Consider the following 7,725-nt stretch of genomic DNA (forward strand, 5'->3'; position numbering starts at 1 on the left):
CGCAAATTCGCTGCATTATTGCATCAGCAAACCTCGTTATGCTGGCCGCCAGAGAAAAATACCCAGGATTGCCATCATGCTGCACACACCGGTTTCATCCCGACCCGCCGTCTGGTTACCGATCTTCGCCGGGCTGTGCGCCAGCCTGGTCAGCATCGGCCTGGCGCGCTTTGCCTATACGCCACTGATTCCCTCGCTGATCCAGGCCCAATGGTTTTCCGCCGGCGACGTGGTTTACCTCGGCGCCGCGAACCTGGTGGGCTACCTGGTCGGCGCGCTGATCGGGCGGCCCATCGCCCGCGCGACGTCCAACAAGACCGCCCTGCGCCTGATGATGGTGGCGGTGACCCTGGCGTTTTTCGCCTGTGGCTTTCCATTGTCGGTGCTGTGGTTCTTCGCCTGGCGCCTGCTGTCGGGCATCGCCGGCGGCGCGATCATGGTGCTGGTGGCGGCGACCGTGTTGCCCCATGTTCCGGCCGCACGCCGTGGCCTGGCCAGCGGCGCGATTTTTCTCGGCATCGGCCTGGGCATCGCCGGCTCCGGCACGCTGGTGCCGCCGTTGCTGAGCCTGGGCTTGCAGCAGACCTGGTTCGGCCTGGGCCTGCTGGCCGTGCTGCTGACCGCCGCCAGCTGGTTCGCCTGGCCCAACGGCACGGTGCATGAGGCAACGCCGCCCGCGCATACAGCGCAGACGCCGGCAGCGGTGTACCTGCTGTTCGCGCAATACGCCTTTATGGCGGCGGGGCTGGTGCCGGCCATGATGTTCCTGGTGGATTACGTGGCACGCGGCCTGGGTGCCGGGGCGCATGTCGGAGCAATGATCTGGGTGATGTATGGCCTGGGCGCAATCGTCGGGCCGGTCACCTACGGGTTTCTCGCCGACGCGCTCGGTGCCCGCGTAAGTATTCGCGTGGTGCTGGTGGTGCAGGCGATCGCCCTGGCTTTGCTGGCGATTTCCAGTTCGTTCGCGGCGCTCGCCTTGCTGGCGGTGATCCTCGGTTCGTTCCCGCCGGGCATCGTGCCGCTGGCGCTGGCGCGCGTCCACGAACTGATCCCCCATCATCACTCACAACAAGTGGCCTGGAGCCGGGCGACAGTGTCCTTCGCCACCTTCCAGGCACTTGCAGGCTTTGCCTATTCGGCACTGTTCAACGTCAGCGGCGGCCAATATGTGTGGTTGTTCGGCCTCGCGGCCGGCGCCATTGTGGTTGCACTGTTACTGGAAGCGGGCATGATCTGGCTGAACCGTCGACCGCTCGCCACGGTCCCAACCCATACGCTCATTGCTACAGGAAGCCATCCATGACCCTGCCCCAAGAAATGACCCTGATCGAAATTACCGCCCCCGGCGGCCCCGACGTGCTGCAACCGCGTCGTGCAGACATACCGGTGGCCGGCCCGGGCGAGATCCTGATTCGCGTGCATGCGGCCGGGGTCAACCGCCCCGACGCCCTGCAGCGCGCCGGCAAATACCCGATGAAACCCGGCATGAGCCCGATTCCAGGCCTGGAAGTGGCCGGTGAAGTGGTGGCGCTGGGCGACGGCGTGCAGCAATACCAGCTCGGCGATAAGGTCTGCGCCCTTACCAACGGCGGCGGCTACGCGCAATTCTGCACAGTGCCGGCCAGCCAGGCGTTGCCGATACCCGAAGGCATGGACTGGATTCAAGCCGCCGCCGTGCCGGAAACCTTCTTCACCGTCTGGGCCAACCTGTTCGGTCTCGGCGGCGCCTGTAACGGCCAGCGCGCGTTGATCCACGGCGGCACCAGCGGCATCGGCACCACCGCGTTGATGCTGTGCCAGGAATTCGGGATCCAGGCATTCGCCACCGCCGGCAGCGCCGACAAATGCGCGGCCATCGCCAGGCTCGGGGCGCAGCCGATCAATTATCGCGAGCAGGATTTTGCCCAGGTCATCGCCGAGAAGACCGCAGGCCAAGGCGTCGATGTGATCCTCGACATCATGGGGGCCTCGTACCTCAACAACAATCTCAAGGCACTGGGCATGGACGGCCACCTGGTGATACTGGGCTTCCTCGGTGGCGCCAAGGCCAATGACGTGGACCTGCTGACCATTCTCGGCAAGCGCGCGGTGATCACAGGCTCCCTGTTGCGCGCCCGCACCCGCGAAGAAAAGGCCGCGATTGCCGAGCAGTTGCGTGAGCACATATGGCCGGTATTGAGCCAGGGCCGTTGCCTGCCGATCATCGACAAGGTGTACGACTACACCGACGCCGCCCAGGCCCACGCCCGCATGGAGGGCGGGGACCATATCGGCAAGATTGTGCTGCGCGTCGAATAGACCCTTCACGCCCCTGTGGCGAGGGAGCTTGCTCCCGCTGGAGGGCGAAGCCCTCCCCCTCCAGGGTTGCCTGCCGATCATCGACAAGGTGTACGCCTACACCGACGCCGCCCAGGCCCACGCCCGCATGGAAGGCGGGGACCATATCGGCAAGATTGTGTTGCGCGTCGAATAAACCCTTCACGCCCCTGAGGCGAGGGAGCTTGCTCCCGCTGGAGGGCGACGCCCTCCCCCTACAGGGTTGCCTGCCGGTCATCGACAAGGTAGACGACTACACCGACGCCGCCCAGGCCCACGCCCGCATGGAGGGCGGGACCATATCGGCAAGATTGTGCTGCGCGTCGAATAAACCCTTCACGCCCCTGTGGCGAGGGCGCTTGCTCCCGCTGGAGGGCGAAGCCCTCCCCTACAGGGGAACGCTCAGCTCAGTCCGGTTTGGCATATTTCGGATAATCGACATACCCCGCCTCAGTCCCGCCATACAGCCCTTCAGCCTTCAGCGCATTCAATGGCCAGCCATTGAAGATCCGCTGCGGCAGGTCCGGGTTGGCAATGAACGGTCGGCCGAAGGCAATCAGGTCCGCCAGCCCGGCTTCCACCAGGTTTGCGCCGCGTTCGGCGGTGTAGCGGCCGGCATAGATGATGCGGCCACTGAAGGTGCTGCGCACGGCCTGGCGGAAGCTGTCCGGCAGGTCGGGGGCATTGTCCCAGTCCGCTTCGGCGATGGAGACATAAGCGATACCCGATTGCTCCAGCACTTTGATTGCTTCGATGTAGGTGTGGTGCGGGTCTTCTTCGACCAGGCCGATGTAGACACGCTCCTGGTCGGTGCCGCTGAACAATGGCGAAAAACGCACGCCCACGCGTTCAGGGCCGACTACCCGGCACACGGCTTCGACGATCTCGCGCAAAAAGCGCAGGCGATTGTCCAGGGTGCCGCCGTATTCATCATCGCGCCGGTTGGAATGGGCCGAGATGAACTGGTTGACCAGGTAACCGTTGGCCGAATGAATCTCCACCCCGTCAAAGCCTGCGTCCAGCGCATTGCGGGCCGCCTGTGCGTAGTGGCCGACCAGTTCCTCGATCTCCAGCACCGTCAGGGCACGGGGGACCGGGGGTTGTTTGAGCTCGCCCACACCCGGCCCGGTTTCGATAAAGGCCTTCGCCTGCTGGGCCTGGATGGCCGACGGTGCGACCGGCGCGGCGCCGTCGGGTTGCAAGGCGTTATGGGACACGCGGCCTACATGCCACAACTGGGCGAAGATCACGCCGCCCTCGGCATGCACCGCCTCGGTGACCTTGCGCCACCCGTCGATCTGCGCGGGCGTGTAAATCCCCGGCGTCCACGCGTAACCCTGGCCACGCGGCTCGATCTGGGTGCCCTCGCTGACCATGAACCCGGCGCTCGCGCGTTGACCGTAATACTCGGCCATCAAGTCGGTGGCGATATCGCCGGGCTGGGCACTGCGCTGGCGCGTCAGGGGCGGCAGCACAACGCGGTTGTTCAAGACGTGATGCCCCAGTTTGACTGGAGTGTTCAAAGGATGAGCCATGGGATATTCCAAATTCAGGACGAGCGAAAACGCTGGCGGCTCTCGCGAGCCGCCAATGAATCAATCGAAGGGTTAAGTTAAGCGGTGAGTTTCAACAGGGCCTTGGCTACATCGCTGGAGCTGCCGGGGTTTTGCCCAGTCACCAGCAAGCCATCGACGATTACGAAAGAGTGCCAATCGGCGCCTTTCTCATACTTGCCGCCCAGTTTTTTGAATTCATCTTCAATCAGAAAGGGCACCACCTCGGTCAGCTCCACTGCGGCTTCTTCCGAGTTGGAGAACCCGGTGACGCGACGGCCCTTGATCAGTGGCTCGCCGTTGACCGCCTTGACGTGACGCAAAGCGCCCGGTGCATGGCAGACAAACCCGACAGGTTTGCCGGCACGCTCGAACGACTCGATCAGCGCGATGGAAACCGGCGACTCGGCCAAGTCCCACAGCGGGCCGTGGCCACCTGGATAGAACACGGTGTCGAAGTCATCGGCGTTGACCGAGTCCAATTTCACCGTAGTGGCAAGCGCCTGCTGCGCGGCCGGGTCGGCGTTGAAGCGGTGGGTTTGTTCGGTCTGGGCATCGGGCTGATCGCTGACCGGGTCCAGCGGCGGCTGGCCGCCGGCCGGGGATGCGAGCACCACCTCGGCACCGGCATCTTTGAACGCGTAATAGGGAGCGGCAAACTCTTCGAGCCAGAAGCCGGTCTTGCGGCCGGTATCGCCAAGCTGGTCGTGAGAGGTCAGTACCATTAATACTTTCATTTTCCAGTGCCTCGATCGTGGTGGATAGCAGGGTTTTCAGGGTGGCCCAACAATTGCCGGGTCAGCCCCAGCGCCTCATCGAACGGCGCGGTGGTACGGGTGATCTTGCCCATGACGCTGGTTCCCAGCCACAACGCATACAGGCGTCGGGCCAGGCTTTCGGGGGGCTGCTCAAGCTTCAGCGAACCGTCCTGCACGCCGTGGCGCAGCGCCGTCGCGAGCAAATCGATGGTGCGTGACGTGCCGCGCTGCAAGGCCAGGCGCATCGGCTCTGAAAGGTCTGACACCTCGGCACCGAGTTTGACGGCAAGGCATTTGCTGGCGTCGGTGCAGCCGGTGTGGTTGTCGATCCAGCCCTGCCAGTAGTGCATCAGCCTGGTGTAGTGAGACGCCCCCGCCTGGCTGAACAGGCGCTGCATGCCCTCGACGTAGCTATCGAAGTAGGTATCGAGCAACACCACACCGAACGCATCCTTGGAGGTGAAGTAGTGATAGAACGACCCCTTGGGCACTGCGGCGGCTTGCAGGATTTCGTTCAACCCCACCGCAGAAAACCCCTTGGCGCCCACCAGGGTTTGCGCGCTTTCAAGAATGGTCTGCCGGGTACTTTTGGTTTCGCTGCTCATGCTTGGCCCCTTCCGATTAGACCAGTCGTCTAGTTCGTCGGGCCATGTTAGGGACGTGGGTGCAGGCTCACAATGTCATATCCGCAAGGATTCCGGACATCCGCCAAAGTCAGTTGCCGTTTACCCGGCACGCGCCGACAATCCCCTCTCCCGCGCCCCTTGGAGAATGACGATGCACAGCGTTGCGCTGATGGTTTACCCGAACTTCCAGTCCTTGAGCCTCAGCCTGGGCTCGGTGTTCGAGTGCGCCAACCTGCTGCGCGGCGAGCCGGCCTATGCGTTTCATCTGGTGTCGGAAAGCGGCGGCGCAGTGATGACGTCCCAGGGGTTTTCGGTGAACACCACGGCGATCCGTCCCGAGGGGTATGACACGCTGATTGTCAGCGGCTACCTGGAGTTTCGCCTGCCGGAGGCCAACCTGTTGGAGATGGTCAAGGCCGCCTCCGCGCAATCGCGCCGCGTGGCCTCGCTGTGCATGGGCATTTTCGTGCTGGCCGAAGCCGGCTTGCTGGAAGGCAAGCGCACCACCACCCACTGGATCCACGCGCCGGCGTTTCGCAAGCGCTACCCGGACATTCGCCTGGAAGACGACAAGTTATTCGTGGTGGACGGCCACGTGTGGACCGGCGCGGGCATGAGCGCCGGGGTCGATCTGGCGCTGGCCATGGTGGAAAACGACCTGGGCAGCGACCTGGCCCGGCGCATTGCACGCAAGCTGGTGATCGCACAACGGCGCGGCAGTGAACAATCGCAACTGTCAGCCTTGCTCGAACTGGACCCCAAGTCCGACCGCGTGCAACTGGCCCTGGCCTACGCCCGTGAAAATCTCACCCACGACCTGTCGGTGGAAGCCCTGGCCGATGTCGCACGCCTGAGCCCGCGCCAGTTCAGCCGGGTGTTTCGCGAAGAAACCGGGCAGACGCCGGCCAAGGCCATCGAAGCCCTGCGCGTGGAAGCGGCACGCGCAATGATGGAAACCAGTCGCCACCCGGTCGAAGTCGTGGCCCGCGAGACCGGGTTCGGTGACCGGGAGCGCATGCGCCAGGCGTTTCTCAGGGCGTTCGGGCAACCGCCGCAGGCGATGCAGCAGCTATTGAATGGACGCGCCATCGAATTGGGCTGAGGCTGATCACCGCTGTTAACCCATGACTGCCCGCTCACCGCACAAGCGATATATCCGTGCGCTCAAGTAAACCTGCTCACGTAGGCAAAATGGGAATAAAACACTGTCAACTCTGACAGTTACGCGGCGCTGGCCACTCAGTGCAAGCTGCACATGCAGGCACATTCAACCATCGTTCGAGGCAAGGAGCTTCCAATGAAAACCCCTCCAACTATCAAAGTTGCTCTACTCACCGCAGGCATCGTACTGGCGAGTACAGCCTTTCAGGTCAACGCGGCAGACGACAAATGCGGGGCTGCCACGGCGCTGAAAGAATCGCCGGCAGGCGCTGAACCGTTGTCGGCAGAACGGTACGCTGAGTTGACCGGCACCAAGGTCGAAAAAATTAGAATCACCAAATTATTGATCCGAAACATGCGTGACGAAACCCGTCTTAACGTTGTGCTTGATGACAGCGGTAAGGTGCAAAGTATTTTCTGCGAATAAATCAGGCCGGGCCAATGCTGCCCGTTTTCTCGCGTAAAAAAAGCACGGCCCACCCGCCAGGCGATCAAAACTTGGCGGGTGGCCCGTGCCCTGCCCCACTGATAAAGCTGCTCAGCCGGTCAATGCAGTGAAGCGCGGGTAATCAGGTAACTGATCAAGTGCGGCTCATCGTCCAGCTCAAGGGTCTGCACCGGACGCGGCAGGTTATCCAGCACCGTACGCCAGAACGCCTGGGACACTTCGTCCTGATCATAAAAACGCACCAGCCAGTTACCCTCGCCGCTGCATAGCATCTGGGTGGCGATGGCGCGGCCGATGCCTTTGCGGCGGTAGCGCTTGAGGATGAACAGGTCGGCCAGTTCCAGGGCATCGATGCCTGGCAGTTCGCTGCCTTCGATCAGCAGGAAGCCGGCGACATAGCCGTCCACCAATAACAGGTTGGCGCTCCACAGCGGGTCGTGCCAATAGCGGGCCAGGTGCTCGTCGTGGATGTAGAAGCGGCCATCGGCCTCGACATCTTCCTGTTCCCAGTCCGAAGACTCATACGCGTAGTACTGGTAAAGATTGCGGATCAGCTCGGCGTGTTCAGGGCCGGTCTGGATCAATTCGACGGTGGTTTCAGACATGGGGCTCTCGGTGAAAAAACGCAGGGCGCCATTGTTCACAAAACCACTGGCCAGGCCAATACATTGCCCAACCTTTCTATTGGCTGAACCGATTGCAGATAGCGACCACCCTGGCCGAATTCCTGAAACATTTAGAATAAACTTCGCCGGCTATCCCTTTTTTCAAGGACACGTATTTTGACTAACGTCTGCTCCGCCGGCCTGGATGTGGGGTTTGCCTCCCTGGATTACCTGCAGATTTTTATCCTGGGCGTG

8 protein-coding genes and 2 pseudogenes are annotated in these 7,725 nt (G+C 62.5%); 6 read left to right on the forward strand and 4 right to left on the reverse strand.

All coding sequences use genetic code 11. From position 1 onward, the window contains the following. Nucleotides 1-76 precede the first annotated feature (76 nt). The 4 genes and pseudogenes from Q1V60_RS19975 to Q1V60_RS19990 all read left to right on the forward strand — a co-directional run. The gene (locus tag Q1V60_RS19975; protein ID WP_300633823.1) at nt 77-1,306 is read left to right on the forward strand and encodes a YbfB/YjiJ family MFS transporter; all 1,230 of its coding nucleotides are present in this window, start codon (nt 77-79) and stop codon (nt 1,304-1,306) included. Then, nucleotides 1,303-2,301, forward strand: coding sequence for an NAD(P)H-quinone oxidoreductase (locus Q1V60_RS19980; protein WP_300633825.1), 999 nt, complete (start codon nt 1,303-1,305; stop codon nt 2,299-2,301). The genes Q1V60_RS19975 and Q1V60_RS19980 overlap by 4 nt, the downstream gene beginning before the upstream one ends. A 67-nt stretch (nt 2,302-2,368) precedes the next feature. After that, nucleotides 2,369-2,476: pseudogene (locus tag Q1V60_RS19985) on the forward strand (zinc-binding dehydrogenase); the annotation flags it as partial. A 67-nt stretch (nt 2,477-2,543) separates the two neighbouring features. Next, nucleotides 2,544-2,650 (forward strand): annotated as a pseudogene (locus Q1V60_RS19990) (zinc-binding dehydrogenase); the annotation flags it as partial. A 76-nt stretch (nt 2,651-2,726) separates the two neighbouring features. Here Q1V60_RS19990 and Q1V60_RS19995 read toward each other — a convergent pair. From Q1V60_RS19995 to Q1V60_RS20005, 3 genes are all read right to left on the reverse strand, one after another. Next, complete coding sequence (locus Q1V60_RS19995; protein ID WP_300633827.1) at nt 2,727-3,854, reverse strand: alkene reductase; 1,128 nt, start codon at nt 3,852-3,854, stop codon at nt 2,727-2,729. Nucleotides 3,855-3,931: 77 nt separating this feature from the next. Continuing rightward, entirely contained in the window at nt 3,932-4,609 is a 678-nt protein-coding gene (locus Q1V60_RS20000; RefSeq protein WP_300633829.1) for a type 1 glutamine amidotransferase domain-containing protein, read from the reverse strand. After that, nucleotides 4,606-5,235 (reverse strand): TetR/AcrR family transcriptional regulator, encoded by a 630-nt coding sequence (locus Q1V60_RS20005; protein WP_300633831.1) that lies wholly within the window; start codon nt 5,233-5,235, stop codon nt 4,606-4,608. The genes Q1V60_RS20000 and Q1V60_RS20005 overlap by 4 nt, the downstream gene beginning before the upstream one ends. Nucleotides 5,236-5,407: 172 nt before the next feature. On the opposite strand from Q1V60_RS20005, the gene Q1V60_RS20010 reads away from it, so the two are divergent. Together Q1V60_RS20010 and Q1V60_RS20015 are read left to right on the forward strand one after the other, a co-directional pair. Next, complete coding sequence (locus tag Q1V60_RS20010) at nt 5,408-6,358, forward strand: GlxA family transcriptional regulator (RefSeq protein WP_300633833.1); 951 nt, start codon at nt 5,408-5,410, stop codon at nt 6,356-6,358. Between the two features lie 195 nt (nt 6,359-6,553). Then, the gene (locus tag Q1V60_RS20015) at nt 6,554-6,844 is read left to right on the forward strand and encodes a hypothetical protein (protein ID WP_300633835.1); all 291 of its coding nucleotides are present in this window, start codon (nt 6,554-6,556) and stop codon (nt 6,842-6,844) included. Nucleotides 6,845-6,963: 119 nt separating this feature from the next. Here Q1V60_RS20015 and Q1V60_RS20020 read toward each other — a convergent pair whose 3' ends face one another. After that, nucleotides 6,964-7,470, reverse strand: coding sequence for a GNAT family N-acetyltransferase (locus Q1V60_RS20020; protein ID WP_300633837.1), 507 nt, complete (start codon nt 7,468-7,470; stop codon nt 6,964-6,966). Between the last annotated feature and the right edge of the window lie 255 nt (nt 7,471-7,725).

Source organism: Pseudomonas sp. (assembly GCF_030147005.1).
Classification (GTDB): domain Bacteria; phylum Pseudomonadota; class Gammaproteobacteria; order Pseudomonadales; family Pseudomonadaceae; genus Aquipseudomonas.

Bases quoted from the DNA above. Each gene is read 5' to 3' on its own strand.
- Q1V60_RS19995 (WP_300633827.1), bottom strand. From the start codon at position 3,854: ATGGCTCATCCTTTGAACACTCCAGTCAAACTGGGGCATCACGTCTTG.
- Q1V60_RS20015 (WP_300633835.1), top strand. From the start codon at position 6,554: ATGAAAACCCCTCCAACTATCAAAGTTGCTCTACTCACCGCAGGCATC.
- Q1V60_RS20020 (WP_300633837.1), bottom strand. From the start codon at position 7,470: ATGTCTGAAACCACCGTCGAATTGATCCAGACCGGCCCTGAACACGCC.
- Q1V60_RS20000 (WP_300633829.1), bottom strand. From the start codon at position 4,609: ATGAAAGTATTAATGGTACTGACCTCTCACGACCAGCTTGGCGATACC.
- Q1V60_RS19980 (WP_300633825.1), top strand. From the start codon at position 1,303: ATGACCCTGCCCCAAGAAATGACCCTGATCGAAATTACCGCCCCCGGC.
- Q1V60_RS20010 (WP_300633833.1), top strand. From the start codon at position 5,408: ATGCACAGCGTTGCGCTGATGGTTTACCCGAACTTCCAGTCCTTGAGC.
- Q1V60_RS20005 (WP_300633831.1), bottom strand. From the start codon at position 5,235: ATGAGCAGCGAAACCAAAAGTACCCGGCAGACCATTCTTGAAAGCGCG.
- Q1V60_RS19975 (WP_300633823.1), top strand. From the start codon at position 77: ATGCTGCACACACCGGTTTCATCCCGACCCGCCGTCTGGTTACCGATC.